Genomic DNA, 17,357 nt, shown 5'->3' with positions numbered 1-17,357 from the left:
TCCCGCCCCGCTAATCAATCGGCGTTGGCGGCCGCCACCGCGTCGTAGCCGGCGGTAAATCCGTTCAGCGAGATCGGCAACGTTATCTTCTGATCGGGGGCCGCCGCGGGCACGATGACCATCTGCGCCTTGGCGCCGCGCTTGAAGGCCAGCACCTCGGCCTCGGTAAAGCCGACGCGCGCGAAACAGCCCTGTTGCGCGCAGAAATCAAAGGGATACCGCTTCGCCGCGCCGCTATCGACCGAAATCGTCAGCGCGCCGGGCAGATAGGTTTCCAGCGGGGTGATGATCGTCGATCCGGCCGCGGCCTGCGCGCCTTCGGGCAGAGCAAAGACGCTCATCTCGGACACGGCATTACCGTTCCCGTCCCGCAGCAACTGGTAAAGCTGGCAGGGATCCTTGCCGTCCTCGGTGCGGATGCAGCGCTGTTCCCAGTCCCCGAACGATTCCGCGACATAGGACTGGCCAGGCTGCGCCGTTTCTTCCGTCGGAATTTCCTGGCCCATGTTCAGGCCCGACGGGGCGGTCTGGTCCGCGTCATCGGTCGCCGGGGCTTCGCCCGTTTCGGCCGGCTGGGTTTGCGCGGGCGGCGTGGCGTCTGCATCTGTCGCCGCTTCGCCGTCTGTTTGCGCGGCAAGGGGTGCCGCGGCCGCAAGCGCCGCCAGCAAGGGGATCGTCTTCCAGAAGTCGGACATCGTCAGCCTGTCTGTTATGAAACTGCCCCGCGCCCCTAACATGGACGCTTGCAAGTGTCAGTGCGATTTTGCGTGTGTCCCGTTCCGGGCTTTCCGCCGCCCGGAACGAAGAAAGGCTCCCGAAGGAGCCTTTCGACGCGTTCGCTTTCCCTGCCGGACTGGCCAGCTTCTCATTGGCGCGACCGTATGAGACGACTTTTCGGGCGTCAACGCACAATGCCTTGCAGGCGTCGACGCGGTCCTATTCGGACTTCGCCGGTTGCAGATGGGTGATGCCGACACTGGCTGCCCGCGCCAGATCGGGGTCGAGCGACATGGGGATGTATTCGCCGCGCCGCCACAATTCGCCCAGATCGTCGTAATGCCGCGACAGAGGATGCCCGGACTGGCCGGTCGAGATCACGAAGACCGAACTGTCGGGATCGGCGAAATCGTAGACGCCGCGATATCCCGCCCCGTGGACGTTGAAGAATGGATGCGGATCGGTTCCCTTGGTGCGGCCGCGCAGCAGCGTGTTGTCGCCGCCGCTGGTCGACTGGCGGATGTTCACCAGCCACCCCAGCCCGCGGATGTCGCCCAGAACCGGATGATCCTGCATGGCCTGGTGCGCATCCCCCCAGCGCAGGCTTTCCAGCGACGTGCCGTATTCCTCGGCAATCCAGATCAGCGCATCGTCCAGCGCCAGCCGCGCCATGTCGAGACAGCTCTCGACGGCGGCGGACTGGATCACGTCGCACCACGCCGCCGCGCCGTCGATATCGCGATAGACGCGTTCAATGAACAATGGCTCGACATGGGTGAACTGCGCCGCCAGCGGCCCCAGCTCGTCCTCGATCAGCCGCGACTGAAGCGCGCGCAGCCACGCGGCATAGATCAGCGGTTCGGGCAGGTGTTCGTTCATCTCGCCGTTCCAGCTCGCCAGCAGATCGAGCGCGCGCTGGCGCAGCCGTTCGGGGGTGCCGTCCGGCGCCGCCTCGCCGGTATACCACAGATCGGCGCCGATGAGCGGCAGCAGCGACCGCGCGGTGAAACTGACGGTGTCGAGCTGCGCCTCGATGAAGCTTTCGCGGGTATGAACCTCGCGCGTCTGCATCAATCGGCGCCATCGCTGGATCCGCTGGGTATCGCCCCACGCGAAGGAGACATGCCCCGGAAAGGGTCGGTCGATCATCTTGTTGTTGGTGTTGCCCAGTATGCCGCCTTCGGGATCGACGAATTCGGGATTGTCGGCGTAGGGCAGCCGGCCGTCCCAACGGTTCTGCGGCAGCCAGCCGGGGGTCGGCAGCCGGCCCATGCTTTGATGGGCCTCGTCGCGGCGGGGCATCGCGCCGATGGTCTTCATGGCAATCGTCCGGCGGTCCGCCAGCACCAGGTTCTGGCTGGGCGCGATGAAGCCCTCGGCGGCGGCGATGCCGTCGGCAACCGTCCTGGACTGCATCAGATCCATGGCCGCCGTCATCGACGTGTCGGCAGGCGACAGCACGGTCCAGGCCAGCGACGCGACGTGGCCGGGCGGCGTGACGGCGGCCAGGTCAAAATGCGATCCGGGCAGGATCGGACCGTTCTCGGACCAGCGCAGCGTCACGGTGACGGGGGCCGAATCCTTGACCCGGATGATCGACGACCGCGTGCGCATCGGCCGGTATCCTTCGGGCGTCAGCAGCCGCTGCGGATCGTCGGGATCGACCTTTTCGATATGAACGTCCTGATCGTCGAGATAGGACGAGGTCAGCCCCCAACCCAGATCCGCGCTGCGTCCCAGCAGGACCGCGGGAATGCCCGGTAGCGTCGCGCCGATGACGCCGCCCGAACGCAGCTCGATCCGCGCCAGATACCAGATCGACGGGGCGGTGAACCCCAGATGTGGATCGTTCGCCAGCAGCGTCCCGCCCGTCGCGGACCGGTCGGGCGCCGCGGCCCAGATGTTGGATGCGCCGCCCAGGCCCCGGCGTGCGACCGGCGACAGGAAATCGGCATAATCCGTCTTCCTGTCCGCCGTGCCGCCGGGCAGTCCGGGCGCATCTGGAACCAGCGCCGCATAGGGGGGCAGGGACGCGATGCCGGGGCCGGGAACATCGGGCATGATGTCCTCGATGCGGGCCTCGTCCTCCAGCGCCAGGCTGACGCGGGCGCGCAGAACTTCCTCGGTCAGGTGCGACGAAAGTTGCAGGCCCATCAATTTGAGGATCGCCAGCGAATCGGCTGGCTGCCAAGGCGCTATTTCGGGCGGAAACAGCCAGAATTCGGGCGCGCCCCGGCCGCGCGCGCCGGTGTTGACCTGCGCCAGCCACGCGTTGACCCCGGCCGCATAGGCGTCGAGGGCTGCCAGCGTTTCGGGCGACTGCGCCGCTACCGACTGGCTGGCGAGGTTGTAGATATCCAGCCGGCGCAGCAATTCGTCGGTCTTCAGCGTGCGCTGGCCGAAGATCTCGCTCAACCGGCCCTGCGCGGTGCGGCGCATCAGCGTCATCTGCCACAGCCGGTCCTGCGCGTGCGTGAAGCCCAGCCCGAAGAACACGTCGGGATCGCTGTCGCCGAAGATATGCGGCACATCCGCATTGTCGCGCACGATCTCGACCGGGGCGGTCAGCCCCTCGACTTCGACCGTGGTATCGTAATCGGGCAGCGACCGCGCCGCGAACCAGTAGGCCAGCGCGCCCGCCAGCAACGCCAGCAGCGCCAGACCGGCAAAAATGCGCAGCGACCATCGAAAGGTGGCGATCATCGAACCTCCGGGCGGACGGCACCCCGGTTGACCGGGCGCGCGGGTATAGTCAGACAGGTCGCCGACGGCACGGGCTTAGACAATCCGCAAGGCGAGGTGAAGGTATGGCGAAAGTGGCGTTTCTGGGGCTGGGGGTGATGGGATACCCGATGGCAGGCCATCTCGTTCACGCGGGCCACGATGTAACCGTCTACAACAGAACGGCGGCCAAGGCCGATGCGTGGGTGCGGGAACACGGCGGCAGCAGCGCGCCGACGCCGCGGGGTGCGGCGGACGGTGCCGATTTCGTGATGACCTGCGTGGGCAACGACGACGATCTGCGCGCCGTCTGCACCGGCGGCGAGGGCGCTTTCGCGGGCATGAAGGCAGGCGCGATCCTTGTCGATCACACCACGGTTTCTGCCGCCGTGACGCGCGAACTGGCGGCAGAAGCCGCGCAGCGCGGCATCGGCTATGTCGATGCGCCGATCTCGGGCGGGCAGGCGGGGGCCGAGAACGGCGCGCTGTCGGTGATGTGCGGCGGCGATGCGGATGCCTTCGCGCGCGCCGAACCCGTCATCGACGCCTATGCCAAAATCTGCCGCCGTCTGGGCGAGACGGGGGCAGGGCAGATGACGAAGATGTGCAACCAGATCGCCATCGCCGGGCTGGTCCAAGGCCTGAGCGAGGCGCTGCATTTCGCCGAGAAGGCCGGCCTCGACGGCGCTGCGGTGGTCGAGGTCATCAGCCAGGGCGCGGCCGGGTCGTGGCAGATGCAGAACCGCCATCAGACGATGCTGGCCGGCCAGTTCGAGCATGGGTTCGCCGTAAGCTGGATGCGCAAGGATCTGGGCATCTGCTTGCAGACCGCCGACGAGACGGGCGCGGCGCTGCCGGTGACGGCGCTGGTCGATCAGTTCTACAAGGACGTTCAGAACATGGGCGGCGCGCGCTGGGACACGTCCGCGCTGATCGAGCGGTTGCGCCGCCTGGGCTGAGGGCGTCAGGAATTGCGCGTCGTGTCGAAGCGGCCCGCATCCTCGGCGGCGCGGCGGATGGCGCGGCTTTTTGCGACCGTTTCGCGGTATTCGGCTTCGGGATCGCTGTCATGCACGACGCCGCCTCCGGCCTGGATGTGCAGCGTGCCGTCCTTGACCACCGCCGTGCGCAGCGCGATGCACATGTCCATGTCACCACCGGCGCTGAAATAGCCGACGCCGCCGCTATAGATACCGCGCTTCTCCGGCTCTAGCTCGTCGATGATCTGCATCGCGCGGATCTTCGGCGCGCCCGACACCGTTCCGGCGGGCAATCCGGCCAGCAGCGCCGAAAGCGCATCCTGTCCCTCGGCCAGTTCGCCGACCACATTCGAGACGATGTGCATGACGTGGCTATAGCGTTCGACGGTGAATTCCTCGGTCGGGCGGACGGTGCCGATGCGCGCAACGCGCCCCACATCGTTGCGCCCCAGATCGAGCAGCATCAGATGCTCGGCCAGTTCCTTGGGATCGGCCAGCAAATCCGCTTCCAGCGCGCGATCCTCGTCGGGGGTGGCGCCGCGCGGGCGCGTTCCCGCGATGGGGCGGATCGTCACCTGTCCGTCCATCACCCGGACCAGTATCTCGGGGCTGGCGCCGACCACCTGGAAGCCGCCGAAGTCGAAATGGAACATGAAGGGCGACGGATTGGTGCGCCGCAACGACCGGTAAAGCGCGAAGGACGATTGCGCGAAGGGCTGCGACCAGCGTTGCGAGGGGACCACCTGGAAGATGTCGCCGGCCGCGATGTATTCCTTGGCACGGCGCACGGCATCCAGATAGCCCGCATGCGTGAAGTTCGACACCGGGTCCGCCACCGATGCGGGCGCTGCCGCGACGGCAAGCGCGGCCGGGATCGGCCGGTCGAGATCGCGCACCGCATCCATCACGCGTTCGGCCGCCTGCGCGAAGGCCGCCTTGGCGGTCAGGCCCGACCCCGCCCAGACCGGCGCCACGACGATGACATCGCCCTTCACGCCGTCCAGCACGACGATCACCGACGGCCGCAGCAACACGGCGTCGGGCACGCCCAGCGGGTCGGGATTGGCCAGCGGTAAATCCTCTACCAGCCGCACCATGTCGTAGCCCAGATAGCCGAACAGCCCCGCCGAGGCCGCCGGCAGACCGGACGGCAGCACGATCCGCGATTCGGCGATCAGCGCACGCAGGGATTCGAGCGGGGGACGGTCATCGTCCACGAACGCATCGGGGTCGAAGCGGGCCTGCCGGTTCGTCCGCGCCATGGTTCCACGGCATTCCCAGATCAGATCCGGCTTCAGTCCGATGATGGAATAGCGGCCGCGGATCTCGCCGCCCGTGACCGACTCCAGCAAGAAGGTGTCGCGCCCCGCGCCGCCCAGCTTCATCATCAGCGAAACAGGCGTGTCGAGATCGGCTGCCAGGCGCAGGTGGACGACCTGATTGTCGCCGCGCGCATGGGCCGAGGCGAAGGTCTCGAAGTCGGGACTGGGGCGCATGGATCAGTTGAACTGCGCGTTGACGGCGTTGACCGCCTGCGCGTTCAGCGTGATGCCCTTTTGCGCCTGAAGCGCGGTCACGAAAGCGCCGGTCACGTCCTCGGCGATGCCCTGTCCGGTCTGGGCGCGGAACACGTCCTTGACCTCGCGCGCCTCGACGCTGTCGCCGTCGGGGGCCTGCACGCGGTCCAGCCGCAGGGTCAGCGCGCCGTCGGCGGTGTCCAGCACCCGCACCTCGGCAGGCGCCATCGCGAAGGCCGCGGTCACGGTCTCGACCGGCAGGTCTTCCAGAAAGGCGTCGCGCCCCAGATCGGTCTCGGTCCGGGCCGTGCCGCCAAGGGTTGCGGGATCGGCCCCGTCCGCCAGCGCCTCTGCGGCTCGCTCGGCCCGCGCGCGCAGGACGGCGCGGCGCTCGGCGGCCTCCCAAGCCTCGATGACGCGCACCTCGACATCGGCGAGGGGCTGAACCTCGGGCTCGATCACCCGGTCGAGGTGCAGCGCGAAGATGCCGCCGTCTGCCAGCATCTCGACCTCGGGGAAATCGCCGGGCTGGATGCCGGCGGCCCTTTCGCGGAACTCCTCATAGGCGTCGATATCCGCACCGCCGAGACCCGCATCCTCGGCCGACCAGACCGTCTGGCCCAGTTCCAGCGGCGTCTCCTGCGCGACCTCCTCGAGCGTGGCACCCGAGGCCAGCAAATCCTCGACCGTCTCGACCTCCTCCTCGATGGCGCGGCGGGCGGCGGCCACGGCGTATTCCGCCCGCAGGTCTTCGCGCGCCTGCTCGAACGTCGTCTCCTGCGCGCCGAGGGTGCCGTTGACGCGGAAAAGCGCGGGGCCGAGCGGGGTCGGCGCCGGCCCCGCAATCCCCAAGGCGGGCGCCGCGAAGACCGCATCGGCGGCGTCGCCCAGATCGTCGCGCGAAACCTCGCCCAGATCCGTGTCGGCCGACGACAGGCCCCGTTCCGCCACCAGGTCGTCGAACGTCGTCTCGCCCGCCGCGATCGCATCGGCGGCCTGACGGGCGGCGGCGTCGTCTGCGAAGACCAGCCGTTCGACCAGCCGCCGCTCGGGCTGCACGAAATCGGCCAGCCTCTCGTCATAGGCGCGGCGCAGCGTCGCCTCGTCCACCTCGACCGTGGCGGTCAGCATGTCGGGCGTCAGCCACGCATAGGTGAGCGCACGTCGCTGGGGCAGGGTGAAAAGCTTGGGGTTGGCATCGTAGAACGCCTCGATCTGCGCATCGGTGGGCGCGGGAATGGGCGTGTCGAGGTCGCCCGGACCGAAAGACACAAGCGTCACGTCGCGGGTTTCGCGCGCATAATCATACAGCGTATCGACGAAGATGTCGGGCGGCAGGATGCCCGCCACCAGCGCGCCCTGCAAAAGCGTGCGCGCGGTTTCGGAGCGCAGGCTTTCCTCGAACTCGGCCACGGTCTGCCCTGCACGGTCGAGCGCGAATTCATAGGCCTCTCGATCGAACGTGCCGTCCAGACCCTGAAACGCCGGGATGCGCAGCACGTCGCGGCGGACCTGCTCGTCGCCGACCGACAGCGCCAGATCCTGCGCCTCGTCCTCCAGCGCGGCCAACGCCAGAAGCCGGCGCAGAACGATCTGGTCCAGCCCGGCCTCGCGCGCCTCGGCGAAGGTCAGGCGCTGGCCGGTCTGCGCCTCGAAGCTGGCAATTTCCTGTTGCAGCGCGTTGGCATAGCGGTCGGCGCCGATGGCCGTGTCGCCGACCGACCCGACCTCGCGCACCGATCCGCCGAACGACGTCGCGCCGAAGCCCGCCAGACCGACGATCAGCAGCAGCAGGATGATCCAGACCACCGCTTTCGACAGCGCCTTCGACGAAGATGCCATGCCCGTCCCCCACAAAATCCGCGCGTCCGTCCTATGTCAGCCCGTCCGCTGCCGCAAGCGGCGCGCCGGAATGTCAGGGGATGATGCGCGCGTATTTCGTGCCCTCGACGGTGGCGCCCACGATCAGGCCGGCCTGCCCGAACACCACCGCGATCACCGGGCTGAGCGAGGTGGTCGTCGTCGTGCCCAGATTGCCGCCCCGGTCGTTGGCGGCATATTCGACATTCGCGCCCGCCTCCCAGCCCGGCGAGTTGCGGAAATCGTAAAGCGCGTCGTTGGTCATGAAGAACAGCACATGCGCGTATTGCTGCGCGCCGATCTGCAATCCGACGCTGGCCTGCGTGGCCGAATAATAGTCGATGACGCTGCCGTTCACCAGCAAGGCGCCGCGCCCGTAGGATCCGCCGACCCCGAACCCCGCCTTGGTCACGACGGGCATGACAAGCTGGCCGGCCGACTTGTCGCGCAGTTCCTGCGTGCCGGGATAGGTGGAATAGAGGTAGTTTAGCGTGCTCTGGACGCGGGCGTCGATGGTGGACGCGCCGCTGCTCGATACGCCGTTGTTGCAGGCGGCCGTCAGCGTCGCGGTCGAAGCCGCGCCTGCAAGCATCGCCCGCCGGGTGAGGATGTTCATGGTCTGCCCTTTTCGTGCTGCCCCGGACGGCCTTATGACGGCCGTTCCACGCCGGACCTTAGCGGCCACGCGACGCTGTGTCACCTGCCGGACACAAGGCGCGGCGTCATGTTGCCGTCCGGCGTCAGCCGTTCAGAAGGCGCGCGGCATGGGGGGCGAAGTAGGTCAGCACCCCGTCGCATCCGGCGCGTCTGAAGCCGGTCAGCGTTTCCAGGATCACCCGGTCGCCATCCAGCCAGCCGTGGTCGATGGCGGCCTTCAGCATCGCGTATTCGCCCGAGACCTGATAGGCGAAGGTCGGCACGCCGAAGCGGTCCCTGACCCTGCGGCAGATGTCCAGATAGGGCATTCCGGGCTTGACCATGACCATGTCGGCGCCTTCGGCCAGATCGCGCGCGACCAGCCGCACCGCTTCGTCGGCATTGGCCGGGTCCATCTGGTAGGTCTTCTTGTCCCCCGTCAGCGCCCCCGACGCGCCCACGGCGTCGCGGAAGGGGCCATAAAAGGCGCTGGCGTATTTCGCCGCATAGGACAGGATCGCGACGTTCTGATGGCCCTCGTCCTCCAGCGCGCGGCGGATCGCGCCGATGCGCCCGTCCATCATGTCGCTGGGCCCCAGGATGTCGGCGCCCGCCTCGGCCTGCGCCAGCGCCATGCGGACCAGGGCGGCGACGCTTTCGTCGTTCACGATGACGCCGTCCCGCACGATGCCGTCATGCCCATTGACGTTATAGGGGTCGAGCGCAACGTCGGTCATCACCGCCAGATCCGGCACCGCATCCTTCAGCGCCCGGATCGCCCGGTTGGACAGGTTGTCAGGGTTCCACGCCTCTTCGCATTCCAGCGTCTTGAGCGCGGGGTCGGTATAGGGAAAGAGGCAGATCGCCGGGATACCCAGCGCGGCCGCCTCGCGCGCGGCGGGCACCAGCAGGTCGATGGACAGGCGCGCGACGCCCGGCATGGACGGCACCGGCTGACGCCGGTCGGTCCCGTCGCACAGAAAGACCGGCCAGATCAGATCCGACGGTGTCAGCCGCGTCTCGGAGACCAGCGCGCGCAGGGCGGCATGGGATTTCAGCCGGCGGAAGCGGGCGGCGGGGAAGGGGGCCACGATCGGCAGCGCGGTGGGGACGGGCATGATAGTGCCTCTTTGCAACGGATGGCCTGACGGATCGTCGGTCGCATGGATTCGCGCAGTGCTCAAGTGTAGGCCCATCCGATCGGGACGGGCGCAGGGAGAGGCCTTTGACTTGGTATGCGACGGTCCTCGAACTGATCGACATGCGGTCGTTTTCCAACCTGTGGTACTGGATCGCGCTGGCAGCGGTCTGGGCGAGGGCCAGCCACTACGTCATGGGCGTGCCTTGGGACATGGTCGGCACCGCCGACAGGCGCGGCGGACAGGCGCAGGCGGATCTGGACCAGATCGTCCGCATCCGGGTGGATCGGCTGCTGGGCATCGTGGATGTGGCGGGGTTGTGGCTGGTCGGGCTGGGGATGGCGGCGCTGACGGCGCTGGCGCTGCTGGGCTTCGTCTATCGCGTCGAATTCGCGCAGGCCGTGTTCCTGATCGCCGCGCCCATGACGGTGATCGGCCTGCTCGACGTGGCCACCGCGCGGGCGATCCGCGACCGCGCCCTGGAGGATGCGGCCCTGCGCGGACGGCTGCTGCGGCACCGCTTGACGACGCAGGGCATCGGCATCGTTTCCATCTTCGTGACGGCCATGTGGGGGATGTATCAGAACCTGAACATCGGCCCGCTGGGCGGTTAGGCCGCGCCGGCCTGCCGTTCGGGCGGGCGTTCGGCGTCCTGAGCGTCGCCCGCGCCTTCGGGCCGGAAGCTGAGGCTGGCGGTCACGCCCCCGGACGCATTCGGCGCGACCGACAGGTCACAGCCGAGCTGCGTGCAGATCGCTTCGGCCACCTGCATCCCAAGGCCGGGTTTCGCCGCGGGCTGGCGCTGCATCCCGATGCCGTCATCGGCGCAGAATATCCCGACCCGCCCGTCCGCCGCTACGGTCACACGCACCGATACATGGCCTGGCCGATTGTTGGGAAACGCATGCTTGAGCGCGTTCGAGACGAATTCGTTGACCAGCGTGCCGACTGCCGCGGCCTCTTGCGACGAGACGCGGATCGGTACCGCGTCATGTGAAAGCGTCACGTTCGCGGGACGGATGCTGTCCAGATAGCCGCACAGATTGGCGACATAGCTGCCCAGATCGACCCGCGACCCGGCATCGGTGCGGTAAAGCTGTTCATGCAGCATGGACACGGCGCGAATGCGATTTTCCATCGTCTGCATCGCTTCGCGCGTCTCGGCCTGCACCGAGACGCGGCCCTGGATCCGCGCCAGAGAGGCCAGCGAGGTCAGCGAATTCTTCACCCGGTGATCGACTTCCTTGCGCAGCATGTCCGCATGGGCCAGCGCGCGCCGCAGGTCGAGCCGCGCCATCACCTGGCCGGCGAGGATCCGCATCGTGTCGCGTTGCAGGTCGGTCAATCGCCGGGGGCGATAATCCAGAACGCAGAGCGTCCCGATGGGCAGGCCCTGATCGGACCGCAACAGCGCGCCGGCATAGAATCGCAGCCCGCGGTCCCCGAGACAAAGGGGATTGTCGGCCATGCGCGGATCGGCCAGCGTATCCTCGATCTCGACGAAATCGTGCTCAAGGATGGCATGCGAGCAGAGCGAGCTGTCCAGCGGCGTTTCGCGCACGCCAAGCCCTGTCTCGGCCTTGAACCACTGACGGCCGGCGTCGATCAGGTTGACGACCGAAATAGGCGCGTCGCAAATTCTGGCGGTCAGATCGACGACCTCGTCAAATTCGGCTTCGCGGTCGGTATCGAGGATCTCATAGCTTGCCAGGGCGATCAGCCGATCATCCTGGCGCGGGTGGGCCGGCGCACGCATAGGCATCTTTCTGCTGGGCTGTTACAGAGCCAACTTTAGGACGAAAGCCGGACGCGGTCATCCGCAAAGCGTCGCGGATGCGTGGTATTTTGCCGAATCGCGATTGACACGGTCGGCGCGCCCTATACCTGCCTTTTCCATGCCGAAGACCGAAAAGATCACGCTGGGCGGGGCGCCCGAAGGGTTCGATGCCCGCCTGACCCTTGCCGAACTCGACCGGGCCGCCAAGGGCGGATCGGGCGCGGTCGTCCATGTCGCGCGCGACGACAAGCGACTGGCGGCGATGCAGGCGGCACTGGCGTTCTTCGACCCCGCCCTGCCGGTCTTCGTGTTTCCCGCCTGGGATTGCCTGCCCTATGACCGCGTGTCGCCCAATGCCGACATCTCGGCCCAGCGCATGGCGACGCTGGCGGCGCTGACCCATGCGATGCCCAAGCGCTTCGTTTTGCTGACGACGGTGGCCGCCGCGACGCAGCGGGTGCCGGCGCGCGACACGTTGCGCGACGCCGCCTTTACCGCGCGCGTCGGCGACCGGCTGGACGAGGACGCTTTGCGCCGGTTTCTGGTGCGCATGGGCTTTACGCAGGCGCCCACGGTGATGGAGCCGGGCGACTACGCCATTCGCGGCGGCATCATCGACATCTGGGCGCCGGGGCAGGGCGGCAAGGACGAGGGGCCGATCCGGCTGGACCTGTTCGGTGACGTTCTGGACGGTGCGCGGCGCTTCGATCCCGCCACCCAGCGCACCACCGACAAGCTGGAAACGGTCGAACTGGCCCCGGTATCCGAGGTGATCCTCGACGACGCCGCGATCACCCGGTTCCGCCAGAACTATCGGATCGAATTCGGCGCGGCGGGCACCGACGATCCGCTCTACGAAGCCGTCAGCGCGGGCCGCAAGCACCAAGGGGTCGAGCATTGGCTGGGCTTCTTCCACGAGCGGCTTGAGACGATCTTCGACTATCTGCCCGAGGCGACGATCTGTCTTGACGATCAGACGACGCCCAGTCGCATCGCCCGATGGGAAGGGATCGCCGACCAGTACGACAACCGGCGCGAGGCGATGACCGCCAAGGGCCGGGTCGATACCGTTTACAAACCCGCGCCGCCCGCCCTGCTTTACCTGGACGAGGCGGGATGGGACGCGGCCACCGCCGATCACCGCACCGTGCAGTTTCACCCTCTGGCGCAGGCCAGCGGGCCGGGCGTGGCGGATGCCGGCGGGCGGATCGGGCGCAATTTCGCGCCCGAGCGGCAGCAGGAAAAGATCAGCCTTTTCGGCGCGCTGGCGGATCACGTGAAGGCAAAGCGCAAGACAGGGCAGGTCATCGTCGCCAGCTATTCCGAAGGCGCGCGCGAGCGCCTGGAAGGGCTGATGAAGGACGAGGGCGTGACCGGTGCCACCCGCATCCGCGATTTCCGCGACGTGCCCGAGGGCAAGGGCGGATTGTTCCTTGCGGTATGGGGGCTCGAGCACGGCTTCGAAGGCGCGGTGAAGGACGACCGGCTTTGCGTCATCTCGGAACAGGACGTGCTGGGCGACCGGCTGATCCGCAAGACGCCCAAGCGCCGCCGGGCCGAGAATTTCCTGACCGAGGCGCAATCGCTCAGCCCCGGCGATCTGGTGGTGCATGTCGATCACGGCGTCGGGCGCTATCAGGGGCTGGAGGTCGTGACGGCGCTGGGCGCGGCGCACGAATGCATTTTGTTGGAATATGCAGGCGGCGACAGGCTGTATCTGCCGGTCGAGAATATCGAGCTGCTCAGCCGCTTCGGTCACGAGGAGGGCCTTCTCGACAAACTGGGCGGCGGCGCGTGGCAGGCCAAGAAGGCCCGCCTGAAGCAGCGCATCCGCGAGATCGCTGACCGCCTGATCCGCATCGCCGCCGAGCGCCTTTTGCGCAAGGGCCCGATCCTGGAGCCGCCAACCGGCATGTGGGAGGATTTCAGCGCGCGCTTCCCCTACGAGGAAACCGAGGATCAGCTAAAGGCCATCGAGGACGTGATGGAGGACATGGCCAGCGGCACGCCGATGGACCGGCTGATCGTCGGCGACGTCGGCTTCGGCAAGACCGAAGTGGCCATGCGCGCGGCCTTCATTGCCGCGATGTCGGGCACGCAGGTGGCCGTCATCGCGCCCACGACGCTGCTGGCGCGCCAGCATTTCAAAAGCTTCAGCGACCGTTTCCGCGGCTTTCCGGTCGAGGTGCGGCAATTGTCGCGCTTCGTCAGTGCGAAGGATGCCACGCTGGCCCGTCAGCGCATCGCGAACGGCACCTGCGACATTGTCATCGGCACCCATGCCCTGCTGTCGAAGTCGGTGAAATTCAAGAACCTCGGCCTGATGATCGTCGACGAGGAGCAGCATTTCGGCGTCAATCACAAGGAACGGCTGAAACAGCTGCGCACCGATGTGCATGTGCTGACACTAACGGCGACGCCGATCCCGCGCACGCTGCAACTGTCGCTGACCGGGGTGCGCGATCTGTCGATCATCGGCACGCCGCCCGTGGACCGGCTGGCGATCCGCACCTATGTCAGCGAATTCGACACCATCACCGTGCGCGAGGCGCTGCTGCGCGAACATTATCGCGGCGGACAATCCTTCGTCGTGGTGCCCCGCATCAAGGATCTGCCCGAGATGGAGGCGTTCCTGCGCGATCAGGTGCCCGAAATCACCTTTGTCACGGCCAACGGACAGATGGCCGCGGGCGAGCTCGACGATCGGATGAACGCCTTTTACGACGGCGCTTATGACGTTCTGCTGGCCACCACCATCGTGGAATCCGGCCTGGATATTCCGACCGCCAATACGATGATCGTGCATCGGGCCGATATGTTCGGGCTGGCGCAGCTTTATCAGATACGGGGCCGTGTGGGGCGGGCCAAGACCCGTGCCTACGCCTATCTGACGACCAAGCCGCGCGCCAAGCTGACGCCCGCCGCCGAGAAGCGTCTCCGCGTTCTGGGATCGCTCGACACGCTGGGGGCGGGGTTCACCTTGGCCAGCCAGGATCTGGATATTCGCGGCGCCGGCAATCTGGTCGGCGAGGAACAATCGGGCAATATCCGCGAGGTAGGATACGAGCTTTATCAGTCTATGCTGGAAGACGCGATCGCCAAGCTGAAATCGGGCGAATTCGACGGCCTGGACGGCATTGGCAACGACGATGGCTGGTCGCCGCAGATCAATCTCGGCGTGCCCGTCCTGATCCCCGAGGAGTATGTGCCCGATCTGGACGTGCGGCTGGGCCTTTATCGCCGTCTGGCCGACCTGACCACCAAGGTGGAGCTGGAAGGGTTCGCGGCCGAGCTGATCGACCGCTTCGGCAAATTGCCGCGCGAGGTCAACACGCTGCTTCTGGTGGTGCGTATCAAGGCGGAATGCAAGCGCGCGGGAATCGCCCGGCTGGATGCCGGACCGAAGGGCGCGACGATCCAGTTCCATAACGACAAATACGCGAACCCGGCCGGACTGGTGCAATTCATCGAGGCGCAGAAGGGCGCGGCGAAGGTGAAGGACAACAAGATCGTGGTCCGGCACGATTGGCCGAAGGAATCTGACCGGATCAAGGGGTGTTTCGCCGTCGCGCAGGACCTCGCGCGCCACCTGAAAGGCGAGCGCGAGAAGGCCAAGGCCGGTTGATCCGGCCGGTCGGGTTCGGATCAGTCGGTTCGGCCCATGGGGCTTTCTGGCACGTTGTCGTCGCCGAATTCACGGTCGTCCGAATACACGTCCTCGCCCACGGGAATGCTTTCGCCCGACTTTCGGATATTGGCGTTGTCCATGTGATCGTCCATCTGCACGTCCGCCGGCACCGCGCCTTCCAGCCATTCGGCCACCTCTTCGTCCGCCTCGGCGCGGGTCAATTCGTGCCGGTCGCCGATATAGGCCACCAGACGGTCGCGGTCGCCGTCGATATCCAGCAGGTCAACCTCGGTCGTCTGCGGCCATCGCTGCTGCATCGGAACCACGAAGGCTTCCCAGTTCTGCTGCACGGTCTTCCACTTCATCGACTTTCTCCGAGGCTGCTACGCCCGGCCAATGCACAGGCCGTTCGCCTGTTCCGTGTCAGTCCTGCCACCACCAGACATCGGGCTGGAATCCGATCCAGTCACCGTAGATCGACGTGTCGGGCGGGTAATGCAGGCGTGCATCGTGCGCGATCCAGGATACCGGGTTGTGCCAGATGGGGATGACATAGCGTCCGGCCGTCAGCAGCCTGTCAAGCGCCCGCGTCGCGGCGACGAAATCCTGCGGCGTCTCCGATGTCAGCATCGCGTCGATCATCGCGTCGATGGCGGGATCGTCGGCACCCATCCAGTTGCGCGATCCGGGCGTGTCGGCCGACCCCTCGCCCCAATAGAGCTTCTGTTCGTTGCCGGGGCTGAGCGACAGCGCGCGGGTGTACCACGTCATGTCGAAGTCGAATTCCTGCGTGCGTTGAACATATTGCGCGCTGTCCACGCTCAGGATGCGCGGCGCGATCCCCAGCCGTTTCAGCGCCGCAGCATAAAGATCGACCACCTGCTGCGACTCGTTGTCGCCCTGGTTGAGAAGGATGGTAAATTCGAACGGCTCGCCGTCCGCATTGCGCAGCGTGCCGCCGGGGCCGACCTGCCAGCCGGCCTCTGCCAACAGGTCGAGCGCGCGGGCAGTGTTGCGACGATTGCGTTCCGTGCCGTCGCTGACCGGCATCTCATACCCGTCCAGCGTGCCGGGCAACAAAGTGTCGGCGAAGGGCGCCAGCAAATCGGCGGTGCGTCCCGTTGCCGCACCGTCCAGCATCCCAAGGTCGGAATTGGAGAAATAGCTGGTGATCCGCGGCGCGTTGCCGCCGTTGAGGGTCTGGTTGATAAACTCGAAGTTGAAAGCAAGAATCATCGCCTCCCGAACGCGCCAGTCGTCGAACGGTGCGCGTCGGGTATTCATGACCAGCCCGGTAATGCCCGAAGGGCGTTGATGGTGAATTTCCGACTTGACGACATCGCCCGAACGAATTGCGGGAAAGTCGTATTGCGTGGCCCATTTCTTTGCGTTGGTCTCGCGCATGGTGTTCAGAAGGCCGCCCTTGAATGCCTCGAACATCACGGTTCCGTCGCCGAAGAATTCCATCCGCACTTCATCGAGATTGCCGGTCCCGCGCCGCAGAGGCAGGTCGGCACCCCAATAATCCTTGTCGCGCAGCAGCGTGACATACCGGCCCGCCTCGTAATCTCCAATGACGTAGGGCCCCGATCCGACAGGAACCGTGTTCAGCCCCGACGCCGAAAAATCCTTGCCGTCCCATTGCGCCTTTTTCAGAATGGGACGCAATCCCATGATCAGCGGCAATTCATCGTCGCGTTCGTTGAACGTGAATCGAACCGTCCGCTCGCCGGTCCGTTCGGCACTGGCGACTTTCTGCCAGGCGCCGTGAAAGCGCGGATGGCCTTCCGTGCCAAGCGTTTCGAACGACCATAATACATCGTCAACGGTCACGGGCGTTCCGTCGGAAAACGTCGCTTCGGGACGTAAGGTGAATTCCACCCAGGACCGGTCGGGCGCGGTCTCGACCGATTCAGCCAACAGGCCATAGAGCGTGAAAGGCTCGTCGTAGTTGCGGCCCATGAGCGATTCGTAGACCAGAAATTGCATCTGCCACGGCGGATTTCCCTTCAGGATGAAAGGGTTGAGGCTGTCGAAGCTGCCGACTTCGCCCTGCACGATCCGCCCGCCCTTCGGTGCGTCCGGGTTGGCATAGGGCAGGGCGGTGAAGTCGGGCGGCAGGGCCGGATCGCCATACATCGCGATTCCATGCCGAGGCTGGGCACTGGCGATGGATGCCAGAAGAAATGCCGTGACGATACACGCTATGCGTGTATTTTGGACGAGACCCATGATGATTCCATGTCTGAATTGCAACGAAGACGATCCGATCACCCAAACCTTACCCGGCTGGAAGCCGCGTTTCAAATTTACCATTTGAAATCAGCAGGACGTCGCGTATATATGAACCACTGCTCGATAGGTTTCGTGCCTGTATGGAAC

At 66.3% G+C, this 17,357-nt stretch carries 12 protein-coding genes; 3 read left to right on the top strand and 9 right to left on the bottom strand.

Annotated features, from left to right (window positions below; all coding sequences use genetic code 11):
- Nucleotides 1–14: 14 nt before the first annotated feature.
- Both OCGS_RS11305 and OCGS_RS11300 read right to left on the bottom strand, forming a co-directional pair.
- Entirely contained in the window at nt 15–695 is a 681-nt protein-coding gene (locus OCGS_RS11305) for an invasion associated locus B family protein (protein WP_007427376.1), read from the bottom strand.
- Between the two features lie 241 nt (nt 696–936).
- Nucleotides 937–3,420, bottom strand: a complete 2,484-nt coding sequence (locus OCGS_RS11300; protein WP_007427375.1) for a penicillin acylase family protein — start codon at nt 3,418–3,420, stop codon at nt 937–939.
- A 104-nt stretch (nt 3,421–3,524) separates the two neighbouring features.
- Between OCGS_RS11300 and OCGS_RS11295 the strand changes: the two genes are divergently transcribed.
- Nucleotides 3,525–4,397: an NAD(P)-dependent oxidoreductase gene (locus tag OCGS_RS11295; protein ID WP_007427374.1), complete on the top strand. Its 873-nt coding sequence runs from the start codon at nt 3,525–3,527 to the stop codon at nt 4,395–4,397.
- Nucleotides 4,398–4,402: 5 nt separating this feature from the next.
- On the opposite strand, the gene trpE is transcribed toward OCGS_RS11295, so the two are convergent.
- From trpE to hemB, 4 genes are all read right to left on the bottom strand, one after another.
- The gene (gene trpE, locus OCGS_RS11290; RefSeq protein WP_007427373.1) at nt 4,403–5,914 is read right to left on the bottom strand and encodes an anthranilate synthase component I; all 1,512 of its coding nucleotides are present in this window, start codon (nt 5,912–5,914) and stop codon (nt 4,403–4,405) included.
- A gap of 3 nt (nt 5,915–5,917) precedes the next feature.
- Nucleotides 5,918–7,777 carry a peptidylprolyl isomerase gene (locus OCGS_RS11285; protein ID WP_007427372.1) on the bottom strand — a complete coding sequence of 620 codons (1,860 nt, stop codon included), beginning with the start codon at nt 7,775–7,777 and terminating at the stop codon, nt 5,918–5,920.
- Between the two features lie 73 nt (nt 7,778–7,850).
- Nucleotides 7,851–8,411: a lipid-binding SYLF domain-containing protein gene (locus tag OCGS_RS11280; protein WP_007427371.1), complete on the bottom strand. Its 561-nt coding sequence runs from the start codon at nt 8,409–8,411 to the stop codon at nt 7,851–7,853.
- A 124-nt stretch (nt 8,412–8,535) separates the two neighbouring features.
- On the bottom strand, nt 8,536–9,549 hold the full coding sequence (gene hemB / locus OCGS_RS11275; RefSeq protein ID WP_007427370.1) for a porphobilinogen synthase: 1,014 nt from the start codon (nt 9,547–9,549) through the stop codon (nt 8,536–8,538).
- Nucleotides 9,550–9,656: 107 nt separating this feature from the next.
- Between hemB and OCGS_RS11270 the strand changes: the two genes are divergently transcribed.
- A complete protein-coding gene (locus OCGS_RS11270) occupies nt 9,657–10,184 on the top strand; it encodes a hypothetical protein (protein ID WP_007427369.1) in 528 nt (175 codons plus the stop codon).
- Here the strand turns inward: OCGS_RS11270 and OCGS_RS11265 are convergent.
- Nucleotides 10,181–11,326 (bottom strand): sensor histidine kinase, encoded by a 1,146-nt coding sequence (locus OCGS_RS11265; protein ID WP_007427368.1) that lies wholly within the window; start codon nt 11,324–11,326, stop codon nt 10,181–10,183. The genes OCGS_RS11270 and OCGS_RS11265 overlap by 4 nt on opposite strands.
- Nucleotides 11,327–11,465: 139 nt before the next feature.
- On the opposite strand from OCGS_RS11265, the gene mfd reads away from it, so the two are divergent.
- The gene (gene mfd / locus OCGS_RS11260) at nt 11,466–14,972 is read left to right on the top strand and encodes a transcription-repair coupling factor (protein WP_007427367.1); all 3,507 of its coding nucleotides are present in this window, start codon (nt 11,466–11,468) and stop codon (nt 14,970–14,972) included.
- Between the two features lie 20 nt (nt 14,973–14,992).
- On the opposite strand, the gene OCGS_RS11255 is transcribed toward mfd, so the two are convergent.
- Nucleotides 14,993–15,340: a CsbD family protein gene (locus OCGS_RS11255; protein WP_007427366.1), complete on the bottom strand. Its 348-nt coding sequence runs from the start codon at nt 15,338–15,340 to the stop codon at nt 14,993–14,995.
- A gap of 58 nt (nt 15,341–15,398) precedes the next feature.
- Nucleotides 15,399–17,207 carry an extracellular solute-binding protein gene (locus OCGS_RS11250; RefSeq protein ID WP_040610967.1) on the bottom strand — a complete coding sequence of 603 codons (1,809 nt, stop codon included), beginning with the start codon at nt 17,205–17,207 and terminating at the stop codon, nt 15,399–15,401.
- Nucleotides 17,208–17,357: the final 150 nt, after the last annotated feature.

The sequence above is a fragment of the Oceaniovalibus guishaninsula JLT2003 genome, assembly GCF_000299575.1.
GTDB classification, from domain to species: domain Bacteria; phylum Pseudomonadota; class Alphaproteobacteria; order Rhodobacterales; family Rhodobacteraceae; genus Palleronia; species Palleronia guishaninsula.
This window is presented reverse-complemented; position numbering and strand designations above follow the sequence as displayed.